This window comes from Lysobacter enzymogenes (genome assembly GCF_023617245.1).
In the GTDB taxonomy this organism is placed as follows: Bacteria; Pseudomonadota; Gammaproteobacteria; order Xanthomonadales; family Xanthomonadaceae; genus Lysobacter; species Lysobacter yananisis.
The window spans coordinates 2,018,964-2,032,364 of record NZ_CP067396.1 but is presented as its reverse complement, the minus strand read 5'-3'; the positions used below and the strand labels follow the sequence as shown (position 1 = coordinate 2,032,364).

Genomic DNA, 13,401 nt, shown 5'->3' with positions numbered 1-13,401 from the left:
TCCACAAACCTGTGGCTGTTTATAGCAGAGCGCAGCCGCAACGGACGAGACCGACCGAAGCGCCACACACAAATAAACAGCAGGTGCCGCGCATACGGCATCATTCGCATCCACACCAGTTGACACAGCAAGCGCGCCCAAAGAAAAAGGCCGGCAATGCCGGCCTTTTCCACTCCCGCGACGAGGATCGGGGAAAACCTCACCCCGCGCTGCGATCCCGGCGCTGCCCCTGCTGCTGGCCGCCGCCGTTGCCGCCGCGGTGCTGCTTCGGGCCGGCGTGCGCATGACGCGGCGCCGGCTTGCCGTGCGGACGGTGGGCGGGCTTGCGCGGGGCATTGTTGCCGCGGTTGTTGCCGCCCGGGCCCGGACGGCGCGCGCCGGGGGCGTCGGAGCCCATGCGCAGCGGGCGCGAGGGTTCGAAGCCGGCGACGCTGACCATCTCGATGTCGTCCTTGAGGATGCGCTGGATCTGCCGCAGCAGGCCGGCTTCGTCCGGCGAGACCAGCGACAGGGCTTCGCCGGTGGCGCCGTTGCGGCCGGTGCGGCCGATGCGGTGGACGTAGTCCTCGGCCACCATCGGCAGGTCGAAGTTGATCACCAGCGGCAGGCTCGGGATGTCCAGGCCGCGCGCGGCGACGTCGGTGGCGACCAGCACGCGGGCCTTGTTCGCCTTGAAGTCGCGCAAGGCTTTCTGTCGCTGGGCCTGGCTCTTGTTGCCGTGGATCGCGACGGCCTTCAGGCCGGCGTCTTCGAGCTGTTCGGCCAGGCGGTTGCAGCCGTGCTTGGTGCGGCCGAACACGATCACCTGATCGTTCGGGCGCGCGGCCAGGATCTGGATCAGCAGGTCGCGCTTGCGGCCGCCGTCGACCGGATGCACGCGGTGGCTGATCGCGTCGGCCACGACGTTCTTGGCGGCGATCTGCACCTGCTGCGGGGTGCGCATGAACTCCAGCGCCAGCTGCTTGATCTGGGCCTCGAACGTGGCCGAGAACAGCAGGGTCTGGCGGCTGGCCGGCAGGCGGCCGAGGATGCGCTTGATCGCCGGCAGGAAGCCCATGTCGAGCATGCGGTCGGCTTCGTCCATGACCAGCAGTTCGACCGCGTCGAGCTTGGCGCTGCCGCGCTCGAGGTGGTCGATCAGGCGGCCCGGGGTGGCCACCAGCACGTCGACGCCGCGACGCAGCGCGTCGAGCTGCGGGCCCATGCCGGCGCCGCCGTAGATGGCGTGAACGTTCAGGCGCAGGTACTTGGCGTAGCCGCGCAGGCTGTCGCTGACCTGCAGCGCCAGCTCGCGGGTCGGCGCCAGGATCAGCGCGCGCGGCTTGCGCGGGCCGCCCTGCGGCGCGGCGGTGGCCAGGCGGTGCAGCAGCGGCAGGCCGAACGCGGCGGTCTTGCCGGTGCCGGTCTGGGCGCCGCCGAGCAGGTCGTGGCCGGCCATCGCCAGCGGGATCGCTTCGGCCTGGATCGGGGTGGGGGTGGCGTAGTTCTGCTCGGACAGCGCGCGCAGCAGCGCGGGCGCCAGGCCCAGGGATTCGAACGTCATTGCTTTGGTACTCCGGATGTTCGCGCCGACGTGCCGGCCGCGCCATCGGCGCGCCGGACCTTCATTGGTCGCGTGATGACTCCAGCGTTCCCTTGAACCGCGCTGCGAGTCTCTATGTTTGACGACGCCGGAAGCTCCGGGCCGTGTCTGCGCGACGAAAGACGTGCGGGATAAGAAGTCGCGCCGCGGCCCTATCGGCATGTGCGGGGCGACGGGCAACCTGGGAAACGTACCCTTGCGGGGAGGCAGCCGTGCGCTGAACGGGGCGGACTCTACGCTAAAACAGTCGCTTACGCCAGCCACGCCGGGAGGCGGGCTCAGCCGGCGCTCATTGCGGTCGAGCCGGGACCGGGGACCCGGGACCGAAGGGCTCAAAGCCCTGGTCCCTGGTCCCTGGTCCCTGGCCCCTGGTCCCGGGTCCCGGGTCCCGGCCCCCTCACAGCTTCCTGCGATTGTCCGTCGGCACCCGGTCGATCAGCTTGTTGTACGGATCGAAGCCGACCTCGTACGGCGCCTGGTCGACCACCGCGGTCACGCTGAACTCGCCCTCGGTGACGCGACGGCGCTGCAGGTACAGGACCTTCTCGTCCTCCTCCTTGCCCGAGGCGCCGCGCCCGAACACCCCGACCTCGATCCAGTCGTCCATCCGCCCGGGCGTCTCGCGGCCCTTGCCGTCGGCGTAGCGCTTGCCCGCCTGCAGCTTCATCGTCACCTCGTACTTGCCGTCGGCCCGCTTCTTCGACGAGGCCGCCAGCATCCGGTTGTCGTAGAAGCCGATCTTCTCGAACAAGTCGGTGATCAGCGCCTGCTGGTCGGGCCGCGCCTCGCGGCGCAGGTACGCCAGCAATTCGGCCGAATTGGTGTACGGCGGCTGCTGGTAGCCCTTGTCGAGCAGGAAGCGCTTGAGCGCGCGGTTGACCGCGTCCTCGCCGAGCTCCTCGCGCAGCCGGTAGAACACCAGCGAGCCCTTGCGGTAATGGATGTAGGGCTGGTTCTCGACCCGGTACAGCGGCAGTTCCTCGACCCGCTCGCCGGCGCGGTCGGACAGGTAGCGGTCCAGTTCGTACTTGAGGAAGCGGCGCATCTTGGCGCGGCCGTATTCCTTCTCCATCACCATGAGCGCCGAGTACTGCGACAGCGATTCCGACAGCACGGTCGAGCCCTGCTGGTCGGCGCCGATCACCTGGTGCGCCCACCACTGGTGCGCGACTTCGTGCGCGGTCACGTAGAACACGTAGTCGATCGCCGAAGGATCGCGCAGGTCGGCGACGAAACCGATCGATTCGGAGAACGGAATGGTGTTCGCGAAGCTCTGGGCGAAGGTCTCGTAGCCGGGGAACTCGATGATCCGCACCTGGCGGTGCTGGTACGGGGTGAAGTGGGCCTGGAAGTACTCCAGCGAACGCTGGGTGCCGGCGATCATCCGATCGACGTTGAACTCGTGCTTGGGATCGTAGTAGATCTCGATCGCGATCCCGCCCGGATAAGTGGCGCGCTTGACCTTCCAGCGCGCCGACAGGTACGAGTAGAACGGCAGCATCGGCCGGTCCATCGCGTAGTCGAAGCACTTGCGTCCGCCTTTTTCGTATTCGCGCACCAGATAGCCCGGCGACAGCGCGATCTGGTCCGGCGCGGTGCAGATCGAAGTCTTGAATTCGATCCAGTCGGCGTCGCTGGCGATGTAGTGGTGGGCGCGCGCGGCCTGGTCTTCGAGCTTGGCCATGCGCGGCACGTCGCCGAGGCCGCGCTTGCGTCGCTCGTTGCGGTCCTGCAGCTGGCGGCCTGGGTCGTAGCCGAAATGCGGGAACGCGCCGGAGTTGAAGAAGCTGCCGTTGCCGACGATGGCGTGCTGGCCCGGCTCGTTGCTGAAGCCGCGTACCTGGCGGGACTGGACGAAGGTCAGCTCGCGCCGCTCGCCCGGCTGCATCGGCCGGTCGAGGCGATAGATGCGGTAACCCAGGCGCTCGTCGTCGCGCAGCAGCCTGGCGCCGCCGAAGTCGAGCTTCTCGATCTTCGACTCCGGATCGACCTGGAGATGGAACTCGGCGATCGGCGCGGCGTGCGGGTTGACGATGGTGTAGCGGCCGCTGGCGCTGACGCCGAGGGTTTCCGGGCGCAGGTCGACGGCGTTGTCGACCGCGACGATCTGAGGCTGCGGCAGGTCCTTGTACTTGCGGTAGTCCTTCTCGTAGCGCGCGCGCTCGTCCATCGCCAGGTCCGACGGCAGGTAGCGGTTGAGCACGTTGGTGTTCCAGAAGATCCACGCGCCGGTCGCCGCCCACGCCAGCAGCGCGGCGGCGAGGGCCAGCCGCGGCCCGCCGCGCAGGCGCTCGCGCGCCAGCCGCAACCGCTCGCGCCAGTGGCCGGGAATGCCGCGCAGCCAGAACGCCGCGGCCACCAGCAGCAACGCGCACAGGAACAGGCCCCAATAGCCCTGGAACCACAACCGCCCGGCGAGGAAATGGCCGTAGCCGTTCATGTCCGAATACGGCGCGTCGGGCGCGTTGGCGTAGTTGTAGAGGTTGTGCTCGAAGTGCAGCATCCCCAGCGTCGCCTGCGCCACCACCACCGCGATGGTCAGGCCGTAGCCGATGAAGCGGTTGTTGCACAGCACCTGCAGGACCAGCGCCAGCCCGCCCATCAGCACGTACGGGATCGACGCCAGCAACAGTCCCTTGAGGTACAGCAACGGTTCCAGCGCGGTGTAGCCCTTGAACAATTGCACGCCCATCGCGGCGACGCCGCCGATGGCCTGGAACGCCAGCACCACCGCGATCAGGGCGACGAACTTGCTCAGCATCGGCACCCAGTTCGGCACCGGCATCGCGTCGGTCACCTCGCCGAGCCGGGCGCTGCGTTCCTTGAACACCAGGTCGCCGGCGTAGAACATCGCGATCAGCACCAGCATGTAGCTGTAGCTGCCCTGCAAGGCCTGCAGCATCAGCGCGGTGGTCGGATAGACCTGGGTTCCGAACAGGCGCTGCATGCTGCTGGCGCCCATGATGAAGTTGAACGCGGCGAACGCCAGCATGATCAGGAACGGCACGCTCTTGAACACGCCGACCGCGTCGAGCCGCACGCTGGCCCAGAACTGCGCGCGCACGGTCGCCGCGTCGAACGCGGGCCGCGCCGGCGCGACCCGCGCGGACGCCGCGCGCGGCGCCGGCGCCGTCGCGGGCTTGGCCTTGCGCCGCAGCCAGCCGCGGCCGGTGCCGGTGCGCTGCGGTTTGAACAAGGCGAAGGCGGCGGCGATCATCGCCGCGCCCACGCTCAGCCACAGCGCGCGGTTGAGCAGCAGGTAGCCGGCCAGCTCCGGCAGGCGGCTGTTGAGTTCCGGCGCGGTCCAGTAGCGCGTGGTGCGCGCGAACGCGGTCAGGCCGAACGGGTCGATCATCGCCGAGACCAGTTCGTTGTCGAGGTCGCGCACCAGCGCGCCGGCCAGCGAGCGCAGCACGAAGAAGCCGATCACGCCCAGGTACACCACCAGCAGGTTGCGTCCGGTCACCGCCAGCAGCGCCAGCAGCGCGCCGATGAACACCAGGTTCGGCAGCACCAACACGCCCATGCTCCAGACATAGGGGTACAGCGAGAACGCGCCGAGCCGCTCGGGGTCGATCCACGGCATCGCCGGCGCGATCATCAGCCCCAGCGTGACCATCGCGTAGACCAGCAGGCACGCGGCCATCGCCCCGGCGAAACGGCCGACGAGGAAGTCGCGCTTGCGCATCGGGCTGGAGAAGAACAGGTCGGCCGTGCCCATCTCGAAATCGCGCAGCAGCGCGTTGGAGACGAAGGCGGCGATCGCGAACAGGCTCAGCAGGCTCATGAAGCCGTAGAACATCGCGATGGTGGTCGGCGCGTTGCGGTTGACGTTGCCGACGCCGCCGCCGATCTGCACCGCGTCGCTGCTGGCCGCGGCGAAGGTCATCAGCCCGAACATGATCGCCAGCACCCACAGCAGCGGCGAGCGCAGTTGCTGGCGCAACTCGAAGCGGAAGAATTCGTAGGTCATCGCTCGCGCCTCAAGCCGCGACGCGCGAATGCTTGCGCAGGCGCTGGAAGTACACGTCCTCCAGGTCCGGCGCGACCGGCTCGAAGCCCTCCTCCGGCGCGTCGGCGCTGAACACGTGGATCACCGGCTGGCCGCCGACCAGGCGGGTGGACAGCACGGTGAAGCGGGTCTCGTAGCTGTCGAGTTCGGACTTGGGCACCTGCCGCCGCCACACCTGTCCGGTCAGCGCGGCGATCGCCGCGTTCGGTTCGCCGCTCAGCAGGACCTTGCCCTTGTCGACGATGGCCATGGTCGGGCACAGGTCGGTGACGTCCTCGACGATGTGGGTGGACAGGATCACCGCGACGTTCTCGCCGATCTCGGCCAGCAGGTTGAGGAAACGGTTGCGCTCTTCCGGATCGAGGCCGGCGGTGGGCTCGTCGACGATCACCAGGCGCGGATCGCCGAGCAGCGCCTGGGCGATGCCGAAGCGCTGGCGCATGCCGCCGGAAAAGCCGCCGAGTTTCTGCTTGCGCACGTTCCACAGGTTGACCTGGTGCAGCAGTCCCTCGACCACCTCGCGCCGCTGCTTGCGTTCGCCCAGGCCCTTGAGCACGGCGAAATGATCGAGCAGGTCCAGCGCGCTGACCTTGGGATAGACCCCGAAGTCCTGCGGCAGGTAGCCCAGCAGCCGCCGCACCGCGTCCTTCTCGCTCAGCACGTCGATGCGGCGGCCGTCGGTCTCCAGCACCGCGCTGCCGCCGTCGGCCTCCTGCAGCGTCGCCAGGGTGCGCATCAGCGAGGACTTGCCGGCGCCGTTGGGACCGAGCAGGCCGAACATCCCGCGCGGGACGTCCAGGCAGATGCCGTCCAGGGCGCGCACCCCGTTGGCGTAGGTCTTGGTGAGGTCGCGGATGGTCAGCATCGGATGGGGTCTCGGGCGGGCGGCGGACGGGCCGGCGGGCGGGGAGGAACAGGGTGCGGGCCGGACGCGGAGCCGCGGCAGGCTGAGCACGATGCTAGCGGCGGGCCGGGACCGGCCCATGGCCGATTGGGGGGGATGACCGATGGCAGGGCGGGCGGCGGGTGCGTCCGGGGCGGTGCCGTGGGCGGCGATGCTGGGCGTTCGCGGGCGGCGGGATTGCGCGCCGGGAAGGATCGGCGCGAGCGGAGCGGAAGGCGTCGGGACTGAAGTCCCTCCCACAAAAGTCGCGGCTCCAGGACCTAAGTTCCTCCCACAAAAGTCGCGGCTCCAGAACCTAAGTCCCTCCCACAAAAGCCGCGGCTCCAGAACCTAAGTCCCGCCCCCAAGAGCCGAAGGCCCGGTGGGGCATCGCCCCCCTCAAGCCCGTCATCCCCGCGCAGGCGAGGATCCAGGGCCCGATCGCGGCAGCACTGTGGAGTCTCTGGATCCCCGCCTTCGCGGGGATGACGGCACAAGCAACCCGGAGTGCCCGGCTCCTGTGGGAGGGACTTCAGTCCCGACGCCTTCCGATCCGCCCGCGGCGATCCGCCCCGGACATTGCCTCACCCCTGCCGGCGAAACTCGTTCGGCGTCAGCCCATAGCGCTTCCTGAACACCGCCGACAGATGGCTGTGGCTGGAAAACCCGTTCTCCACCGCGATGGTGGCGATGTCGTCGGCGCTGCCGCGCAGGCGCAGGCACACCCGGCGCAGGCGCTGCGCCAGCACGTACTGGATCGGGGTCAGGCCGAAGGCGTGGCGGAACGCGATCAGCAGCTGGTGGGTGCTCAGGCCGCCGAGTCCGGCCAGTTCGTCCAGGGTGATGCGCCGGTCTAGGTGGGCCTGGATGTGGTCCTCGATCCGCCGCCGCGCCGGCTCGGCCAGGCGCACCGGCGCCGGCGCGGCGCGCGCGGCCGCGCCGGCGCCGTGTTCGCGCAACAGGTGCAGGCACAGCGCCTGGCCCAGCGATTCGCGCAGCATCGCGGCAAGGTCGTCGCCGGCTTCGCTGAGCTGGGCCAGGCGCGCGGCGATGCCGTGCACGAACGGATCGCGGTGCTTCATCCGCGCGGCCAGCCCGGCGTTCTCGCCCAGGCCGGGCGCGAGCGCGGCGAAGCCGGCCGGGTCGATGTTGAGCTCGGCGTAGGCGATCTCGCCGCCGAGCGCGCGGCCGAGATAGCGACGGCCGGCCGGGATCAGCCACCAGTCGCCCGCGGCCGGCGCCGCGCGCAGGCGGCCGGCGCCGTCGATGCGGGTCTCGAGCCGGCGCATCGGGCCGTCGAGGTGGACGATGAGGGTGTGGCGCGCGTGCTCCAGGCTCCACTGGGTGGGCTCGGCGATGTTCTCGGTGGCGAACGCGAACTGCAGGCCGGGGCCGAGTTCGAGCTCGTGCCGGCGCTCGACCCGGCGCTGCCGCGCCCAGCCGCGCGCGGCCGCTTCGCCCAGCGCCGCGGCGCCGTCCAGGCCGGTGCGCTCGGCTTCGCCGGCACGCGGAGAAATTGACAGTGCGTCGGACATGTTGAAAGCGCAGCGGACCTTGGCCGATGTAAACATGACTCCGCTCACAAATGCGTCAAGGCGGTGTGTTTCCGATGCACGGCTCCGTTGGCCCCGCCTGCCCCCGTCCACCCGTCCGGTGCGGCGCCCGCGTCTTCGCCGCGGCGCTGGCGCTCGCAGCCGCCCTGGCCGTCGTCCCGGCCAGCGCCTTCGCCCAGGAACCCGCCGCCATGTCCGCCCCCGCCCTGCCCTCGCCCGTCGCCGAGTTCGTCGCCGCGGTCAATCGCGGCGACGCCGCCGCCGCACTGGCCTTCTTCGGCCGCGACGGCGTGGTCGACGACTGGGGCACGCGCTATGTCGGCGCCGCGGCGATCGCGCAGTGGAGCGCGCGCGAATTCGTCGGCGCGCGCGGCCGGCTGACTCCGACCCGGGTCGGCCGCGACGGCGGGCGCATCGTCGTCGACGCCGGCTGGCGCAGCGATTTCTACAGCGGCGACAGCCGCTTCGTGTTCACCGTGGACGGCGCGCGCATCCGCGAGATGCGCATCGTCGGCCACTGATTGCCCGTCCGTCCCTCACCCCCAAGGAGATTTCCATGCCCGACCGTTCCCTCACCGGCAAGCACGTCGTCATCGGCGGAGGCGCCAAGAACCTCGGCGGCCTGATCTCGCGCGAGCTCGCCCAGGCCGGCGCCGCCGGCATCGCCGTGCACTACAACTCCGACGCCACCCGCGCCGCGGCCGAAGAGACCGTGGCCGCGGTCAAGGCCGCCGGCGCCGACGCCTTCGCCCACCAGGGCGATCTGACCCGTCCGGCCGAAGTGGCCAAGCTGTTCGACGCGGCCAAGGCGCAGTTCGGCAAGCTCGACATCGCCATCAACACCACCGGCATGGTGATCAAGAAGCCGCTGGTGGAAGTGACCGAGGCCGAGTACGACACCATGTTCGCGGTCAATTCCAAGGCCGCGTTCTTCTTCATCCAGGAAGCCGGCAAGAAGCTCGCCGACGACGGCAACATCTGCACCATCGTCAGCTCGCTGCTGGCCGCGTACACGCCGTTCTACGCGGTGTATCCGGGCAGCAAGGCGCCGATCGAGCACTTCACCCGCGCCGCGTCGAAGGAGTTCGGCGAGCGCGGCATCTCGGTCAACGCGGTCGGCCCGGGGCCGATGGATACGCCGTTCTTCTATCCGGCCGAGTCCAAGGAATCGGCCGCCTACCACGCCACCGCCGCGGCGCTGAGCAACCGCACCAAGAGCGGTCTGACCGAGATCCAGGACATCGCCCCGCTGGTGAAATTCCTGGTCACCGACGGCTGGTGGATCACCGGGCAGACGATCTTCGCCAACGGTGGGTACACCACGCGCTGAGGGTGCATGACGCGTCCGGCGCGTCTGTGCGGATGCGACGGCGGCGGGGCGAACGCCCCGCCGCCGTCGTGCGTGAAACGACCGCGGCGGGCAACGACGACGCACGCCGATCTGCATGATGATCTGCACGCGGCTTGCACGCGCGGGGCCGAAAGATGGCCGCACGTTCGCGCCGCCGCGGCCGCACCGCCACCGAACGCATCGCTGTCGAACACATCGTTGTCGAACGCATCGCCATCGAAACCAGGGGAACCCGCATGCACACCGTCCTCGTCATCCTCGGCGGCTTCGTCCTGCTCGCCGTGTGCCTGCTCGCCGGCCGCGGTTTCGGCGGCGTAGGCGCGGCGCCGCTGATCCTTGCGATCAAGGCGTTCTTGCCGCTGTGGCTGCTCGGCGCGGGGATCAACCTGTACATCGGCGTCGCCCGCGCCGGCTACACCGTGGCCGAGGAGTTCCCGATCTTCCTCGGCGTGTACGCCGTGCCGGCCGCGGTCGCCGCGTTGCTGTGGTGGCGGCTGGCCAAGAGCTGAAGGCGACTGGCTGCGGTGGGAGTGCCCTCAGGCCCGATGCATTTGTCCCGGATCGCCGCGACCGGAGCGAAAGGCATCGGGCCTGAAGGCCCTCCCACCACGACGCGCATCGGGCCTGGAGGCCCTCCCACTGCAGCGCGCGTCGGGCCTGAAGGCCCTCTCGTGGATACCCACCCTCTGCGGCCTGCACGCCGCCTGCGCGAGCCTTCGCGCTAGTCTGTTTCCGCTCCCGCCCCGGCCCCTCCGCTCATGACCCCATCCCGCCCCAGCCTGCTGCGCCTGCGCGAAGGTCACGCCAAGGTCGGCTTCGCCGAACTGTTCTTCGACCTGGTGTTCGTGTTCGCCGTCACCCAGCTCTCGCACACCCTGCTCGAACACCTCGACCTCGCCGGCGCGCTGCGCACCGGGCTGCTGTTCCTGGGCGTGTGGTGGCTGTGGATCTACACCTCCTGGGTCACCAACTGGCTCGACCCGGAAAAGGTTCCGGTGCGGCTGATGATCTTCGCGCTGATGCTCGGCGGCCTGTTGCTGTCCTCGTCGCTGCCGCACGCCTTCGCCGAGCGCGGACTGGCCTACGGCGCGACCTTCGCCGCGATGCAGGTCGGGCGCACGGCGTTCATGCTGTGGGCGCTGCGCGGCGGCCGCAGTCCCGGCAATTTCCGCAACTTCGTCCGCATCCTGGTGTGGCTGTGCGTGTCGGCGGTGTTCTGGCTGCTCGGCGGGCTGGCCGAACCCGAGGCGCGGCTGTGGTGGTGGCTGGCCGCGGTCGCGATCGAATACCTCGGCCCGATCTCGTTCTTCCGCGTGCCCGGCCTGGGCCGTTCGTCGCTGACCGACTGGGACATCGAAGGCGGCCACCTGTCCGAGCGCTGCGGCCTGTTCGTGATCATCGCGCTGGGCGAATCGATCCTGATCACCGGCGCCACCTACGCCAAGCTCGACTGGAACCCGACCACGCTGGCGGCGTTCGTGAGCGCGTTCCTCGGCAGCGTGGCGATGTGGTGGATCTACTTCGACAGCGGCGCGGCGCGCGGCGAACACCGCATGGTCCACGGCGGCGACGCGGCGCGTCAGGCGCGGCTGGCCTATACCTACCTGCATTTGCTGATCGTCGGCGGCATCATCGTCTGCGCGGTCGCCGACGAACTGGTGCTGGTGCATCCGGGCCACGCCGATGCCGCTGGCGTCGCCGCCATCGTCGGCGGTCCGGCGCTGTACCTGCTGGGCTGCGCGTTGTTCAAGTGGGTCACCAACACCCGCAAGTTCCCGCCGCTGTCGCACCTGGCCGGGCTGGCGATGCTGCTCGCGCTGTGGTTCGCCGCCGGCCCGCTGCATCTGTCGGCGCTGGCGCTCGGCGCGGCGACCACGACGGTGTTCGTCGTCGTCGCCGGCTGGGAGACCGCGGCGCTGCGGCGCGGCAATGCCGCGCCGGCGCACTGAACGCACGAGCCGAGACATCGACGAGAACGGGCGGCAAAGCCTTACGGCGCAGCGCCAAGCCTGCTGTGGGAGGGCCTTCAGGCCCGATGCCTTTGTGTCGGATCGAAGTGAGCTGAAACGAAAGCATTGGGCCTGAAGGCCCTCCCACCGAAGCTCAAAGGCCTTGCGGCACGATGTGGTCTTGGCCGCGTGAAGGCCGAAAACCCAGCGTTTGCTACAATCGCCGGGCTCCGCATCTCGCACCGGACCCTCGCGTCCGCTTGCGCCGCCACCGCCGCGGCCATGGCTCGCGACGCGGAGCGCCTCCGTCGGTCCCTCATCGCCGCTGCCTCAGTCGGCTGCGCCCGCGCTCGCGGGCGTCCGGGCCGTGTCCGTCCGCTCTCGCGCGTTCCGCGCAGCGGCGCCCTGCGCGCGAAAAATTCGCGCGCCCGCATGGAGAGAGCCCTTTGGTTTTCCGATTGTCCATCGTCCTGCTCGCCGCCCTGGTCGCCGCCGGCGCGCTGATCCCGCAGGAATTCAACGCCGCCGCGCAATTCGCGCTGGCCCTCACCGTGGCCAAGGCCGGCTGGCTGTACCTGATCGTGGTGTTCGCCGCGCTGCTGTTCCTGCTGTATCTCTCGCTCGGCCGCTTCGCCGACCTGCGCATCGGCGGCGACGACGCCGAACCCGAGTTTTCGCGCACCAGTTGGCTGTCGATGCTGTTCGCCGCCGGCATGGGCATCGGCCTGGTGTTTTGGGGCGCGGCCGAACCGATCTCGCACTTCCAGCACCCGCCCGAGGGGCTGACGCCGGACAGCATGCAGGCCGCGCGCGCGTCGATGCGCTACGTGTTCTTCCACTGGGGCCTGCACCCGTGGGCGATCTACGCCCTGGTCGGGCTGGCGATGGCCTGGTTCCAGTTCAACCGCAACGGCCGCGGCCAGATCAGCGATCTGCTGCAACCGCTGATCGGGCGCTGGCACCGGCGCTGGCCCGGCAAGCTGGTCGATGTCGCCGCGGTGGTCGCCACCGCGATCGGCGTGGCCACCACGCTGGGCTTCGGCACCATCCAGATCAGCGCCGGCCTCGCGCGCGTGTTCGGCCTGCAGGCGACGCCGGCGCTGCAGCTGTGCGTGGTCGCGGTGGCGTTCGTGCTGTACATGGCCTCGACCCTCACCGGCCTGCACCGCGGCATCAAATGGCTGAGCAACCTCAACCTCGCCCTGGCCGCGCTGCTGCTGGCCTTCGTGCTGGTGGCCGGGCCGACCGCGTTCGTGTTCGAGACCTTCACCACCACGCTCGGCAGCTACATCAACCAACTGCCGAACATGAGCCTGCGCATGGCGCCGTTCTCGCGCGACCCGTGGGTCGGCGAATGGACGATCTTCTACTGGGCCTGGTGGATCGCCTGGGCGCCGTTCGTGGGCAGCTTCATCGCCCGCATCTCGCGCGGCCGGCGCATCCGCGAATTCGTGTTCGGGGTGGTGCTGGTGCCGTCGCTGATGAGCTTCGTGTGGTTCGCCACCTTCGGCGGCACCGCGCTGTGGGCGCAGATGTTCGCCGGCGCCGACCTCGGCGGCGCGCTGGCGCAGGGCTACGAGCAGGTGCTGTTCTCGCTGCTCGACCAGCTGCCGGGTGCGCACCTGCTGGCGGTGGCGGCGATCGCGCTGCTGATGATCTTCTTCGTCACCTCGGCCGACTCGGCCACCCTGGTGCTGGCGAGCATGTCCAGCGACGAACGCGAAGACCCGCCGCTGTGGCGGCGCGCGGTGTGGGGCGCGATCCAGGCGCTGATCGCGGTGACCTTGCTGCTGGCCGGCGGGTTGGATGCGCTGCAAGGCGCGATCACCGTCGCCGCGCTGCCGTTCGCGCTGTTGCTGGCGCTGATCATGTGGTCGCTGTATCGCGCGCTGGATCAGGAATACGTGCGCCAGCAGCGGCAGGCGGCGCGCTTCCGCCATGCGATGCAGCGCTGGCTGCAGCGCGAGGACGCCGGCGCCGACGCCTCGGCGCAGCCCCCCCAGCCCCAGCAAGCGCCGCGCGGGCCCGCATCGGCCGACGCCGCCGCATGAAAAACGGCGGGAGCCTCACC

11 protein-coding genes are annotated in these 13,401 nt (G+C 69.9%); 6 read left to right on the top strand and 5 right to left on the bottom strand.

Translation table 11 applies throughout. From position 1 onward, the window contains the following. Window positions 1-199 precede the first annotated feature (199 nt). The 4 genes from JHW41_RS08500 to JHW41_RS08485 all read right to left on the bottom strand — a co-directional run bounded on the left by JHW41_RS08500 (window position 200) and on the right by JHW41_RS08485 (window position 8,012). Window positions 200-1,543: a DEAD/DEAH box helicase gene (locus tag JHW41_RS08500; protein WP_078998103.1), complete on the bottom strand. Its 1,344-nt coding sequence runs from the start codon at window positions 1,541-1,543 to the stop codon at window positions 200-202. Between the two features lie 436 nt (window positions 1,544-1,979). Further along, window positions 1,980-5,555 carry an ABC transporter permease/M1 family aminopeptidase gene (locus tag JHW41_RS08495; RefSeq protein ID WP_250449623.1) on the bottom strand — a complete coding sequence of 1,192 codons (3,576 nt, stop codon included), beginning with the start codon at window positions 5,553-5,555 and terminating at the stop codon, window positions 1,980-1,982. Window positions 5,556-5,565: 10 nt separating this feature from the next. After that, window positions 5,566-6,459 (bottom strand): ABC transporter ATP-binding protein, encoded by an 894-nt coding sequence (locus JHW41_RS08490; RefSeq protein WP_250449622.1) that lies wholly within the window; start codon window positions 6,457-6,459, stop codon window positions 5,566-5,568. Window positions 6,460-7,061: 602 nt separating this feature from the next. Then, window positions 7,062-8,012 (bottom strand): AraC family transcriptional regulator, encoded by a 951-nt coding sequence (locus JHW41_RS08485; RefSeq protein ID WP_250449621.1) that lies wholly within the window; start codon window positions 8,010-8,012, stop codon window positions 7,062-7,064. 209 nt (window positions 8,013-8,221) lie between these two features. Here JHW41_RS08485 and JHW41_RS08480 point away from each other — a divergent pair, with 209 nt between their 5' ends. The 3 genes from JHW41_RS08480 (at window position 8,222) to JHW41_RS08470 (ending at window position 9,890) form a co-directional block, all read left to right on the top strand. Further along, window positions 8,222-8,551: a nuclear transport factor 2 family protein gene (locus JHW41_RS08480; protein ID WP_250449620.1), complete on the top strand. Its 330-nt coding sequence runs from the start codon at window positions 8,222-8,224 to the stop codon at window positions 8,549-8,551. Window positions 8,552-8,586: 35 nt separating this feature from the next. Next, window positions 8,587-9,360: an SDR family oxidoreductase gene (locus JHW41_RS08475; protein ID WP_250449619.1), complete on the top strand. Its 774-nt coding sequence runs from the start codon at window positions 8,587-8,589 to the stop codon at window positions 9,358-9,360. A 155-nt stretch (window positions 9,361-9,515) separates the two neighbouring features. Next, window positions 9,516-9,890, top strand: coding sequence for a hypothetical protein (locus JHW41_RS08470; RefSeq protein ID WP_428995480.1), 375 nt, complete (start codon window positions 9,516-9,518; stop codon window positions 9,888-9,890). Here the strand turns inward: JHW41_RS08470 and JHW41_RS26645 are convergent. Then, the gene (locus JHW41_RS26645; RefSeq protein WP_428995479.1) at window positions 9,794-10,000 is read right to left on the bottom strand and encodes a DUF6053 domain-containing protein; all 207 of its coding nucleotides are present in this window, start codon (window positions 9,998-10,000) and stop codon (window positions 9,794-9,796) included. The genes JHW41_RS08470 and JHW41_RS26645 overlap by 97 nt on opposite strands. Here JHW41_RS26645 and JHW41_RS26640 point away from each other — a divergent pair. The 3 genes from JHW41_RS26640 (at window position 9,927) to JHW41_RS08460 (ending at window position 13,381) form a co-directional block, all read left to right on the top strand. Beyond that, window positions 9,927-10,106 (top strand): DUF6053 domain-containing protein, encoded by a 180-nt coding sequence (locus JHW41_RS26640; RefSeq protein ID WP_428995478.1) that lies wholly within the window; start codon window positions 9,927-9,929, stop codon window positions 10,104-10,106. The two genes, JHW41_RS26645 and JHW41_RS26640, sit on opposite strands and share 74 nt — an antisense overlap. 33 nt (window positions 10,107-10,139) lie before the next feature. Then, on the top strand, window positions 10,140-11,330 hold the full coding sequence (locus JHW41_RS08465) for a low temperature requirement protein A (RefSeq protein ID WP_250449617.1): 1,191 nt from the start codon (window positions 10,140-10,142) through the stop codon (window positions 11,328-11,330). Between the two features lie 446 nt (window positions 11,331-11,776). Continuing rightward, window positions 11,777-13,381: a BCCT family transporter gene (locus tag JHW41_RS08460; RefSeq protein ID WP_250449616.1), complete on the top strand. Its 1,605-nt coding sequence runs from the start codon at window positions 11,777-11,779 to the stop codon at window positions 13,379-13,381. Window positions 13,382-13,401: the final 20 nt, after the last annotated feature.

What these genes read in the sequence shown, in the direction of transcription:
- JHW41_RS08500 (WP_078998103.1), bottom strand. Translation starts at nt 1,543, where the DNA reads ATGACGTTCGAATCCCTGGGCCTGGCGCCCGCGCTGCTGCGCGCGCTG.
- JHW41_RS08495 (WP_250449623.1), bottom strand. Translation starts at nt 5,555, where the DNA reads ATGACCTACGAATTCTTCCGCTTCGAGTTGCGCCAGCAACTGCGCTCG.
- JHW41_RS08490 (WP_250449622.1), bottom strand. Translation starts at nt 6,459, where the DNA reads ATGCTGACCATCCGCGACCTCACCAAGACCTACGCCAACGGGGTGCGC.
- JHW41_RS08485 (WP_250449621.1), bottom strand. Translation starts at nt 8,012, where the DNA reads ATGTCCGACGCACTGTCAATTTCTCCGCGTGCCGGCGAAGCCGAGCGC.
- JHW41_RS08480 (WP_250449620.1), top strand. Translation starts at nt 8,222, where the DNA reads ATGTCCGCCCCCGCCCTGCCCTCGCCCGTCGCCGAGTTCGTCGCCGCG.
- JHW41_RS08475 (WP_250449619.1), top strand. Translation starts at nt 8,587, where the DNA reads ATGCCCGACCGTTCCCTCACCGGCAAGCACGTCGTCATCGGCGGAGGC.
- JHW41_RS08470 (WP_428995480.1), top strand. Translation starts at nt 9,516, where the DNA reads ATGGCCGCACGTTCGCGCCGCCGCGGCCGCACCGCCACCGAACGCATC.
- JHW41_RS26640 (WP_428995478.1), top strand. Translation starts at nt 9,927, where the DNA reads ATGCATTTGTCCCGGATCGCCGCGACCGGAGCGAAAGGCATCGGGCCT.
- JHW41_RS26645 (WP_428995479.1), bottom strand. Translation starts at nt 10,000, where the DNA reads ATGCGCGTCGTGGTGGGAGGGCCTTCAGGCCCGATGCCTTTCGCTCCG.
- JHW41_RS08465 (WP_250449617.1), top strand. Translation starts at nt 10,140, where the DNA reads ATGACCCCATCCCGCCCCAGCCTGCTGCGCCTGCGCGAAGGTCACGCC.